The 1,223-nt window shown below is 70.2% G+C and carries 1 protein-coding gene; it reads right to left on the bottom strand.

Annotation, left to right across the window (positions count from 1 at the left end; all coding sequences use genetic code 11):
- Nucleotides 1-1,223 (bottom strand): thiamine pyrophosphate-dependent enzyme (locus tag OO57_RS37820; protein WP_033257447.1); only part of this gene is annotated, 1,223 nt, incomplete at its 5' end.

Here is a 1,223-nt window from a genome sequence, read left to right as displayed (position 1 = left end):
TCAGTCCAGGTCGTCGCCGAAGTCGGGGCGGACGCCCCGGGCGAACTGGATCTCGTCGTTGGAGGTGCCCGCGGCGACCATCGGCCAGACCATCGCGTCCTGGTGGACGATGAAGTCGATGACGACGGGGCGGTCGTTGATCTCCATGGCCTGCTTGATCACGTCGTCCAGGTCCTCGGGGCGCTCGCAGCGCAGGCCGACGGCGCCCATCGCCTCGGAGAGCAGCACGAAGTCGGGGACGCGGGTGCCCTGGGCGGGCGGCTCGATGCCGTCGTGGCCCGGGCCGGAGTGCAGGACGGTGTTGGAGTAGCGCTGGTTGTAGAAGAGGGTCTGCCACTGGCGGACCATGCCGAGGGAGCCGTTGTTGATGACCGCGACCTTGATCGGGATGTTGTTCAGGGTGCAGGTGGTGAGTTCCTGGTTGGTCATCTGGAAGCAGCCGTCGCCGTCGATGGCCCAGACCGGGAGGTCGGGGCGGCCGGCCTTGGCGCCCATGGCGGCGGGGACGGCGTAGCCCATGGTTCCGGCGCCGCCGGAGTTGAGCCAGGTGGCGGGCTTCTCGAACTGGATGAACTGGCTGGCCCACATCTGGTGCTGGCCGACGCCGGCGGCGTAGATGGCGTCGGGGCCGACCAGTTGGCCGATGCGTTCGATGACCTGCTGGGGGGAGAGCTGTCCGTCGGGGGCGGGCTCGTAGCCGAGGGGGTAGGTCTGCTTCCACTCGTTGAGGCGGCTCCACCAGTCGGTGTAGTCGCCGCGGTGTCCGGCGTCGAACTCGGCCTGGACGGCGACGATCAGGTCGGCGAGGACCTCGCGGGCGTCGCCGACGATCGGGACGTCGGCGGTGCGGTTCTTGCCGATCTCGGCGGGGTCGATGTCGGCGTGGACGACCTTGGCGTGGGGGGCGAAGGAGTCGAGCTTGCCGGTGACGCGGTCGTCGAAGCGGGCGCCGAGGGCGAACAGCAGGTCGCTCTTCTGCAGGGCGGTGACGGCGGGGACGGAGCCGTGCATGCCGGGCATGCCCAGGTGCTGGGGGTGGCTGTCGGGGAAGACGCCGATGGCCATCAGGGTGGTGATCACGGGGGCGCCGGTCAGTTCGGCCAGGATCCGCAGCTCGGCGCCGGCGTTGGCCTTCAGCACGCCGCCGCCGACGTACAGCACCGGGCGCTTGGCGTTCACCAGCAGCTTCGCGGCCTCGCGGATCTGCTTGGCGTGCGGCTTGG

Origin of the sequence: Kitasatospora phosalacinea (assembly GCF_000717185.1) — a bacterium.
Taxonomy (GTDB): domain Bacteria; phylum Actinomycetota; class Actinomycetes; order Streptomycetales; family Streptomycetaceae; genus Kitasatospora; species Kitasatospora phosalacinea_A.
This window is presented reverse-complemented; position numbering and strand designations above follow the sequence as displayed.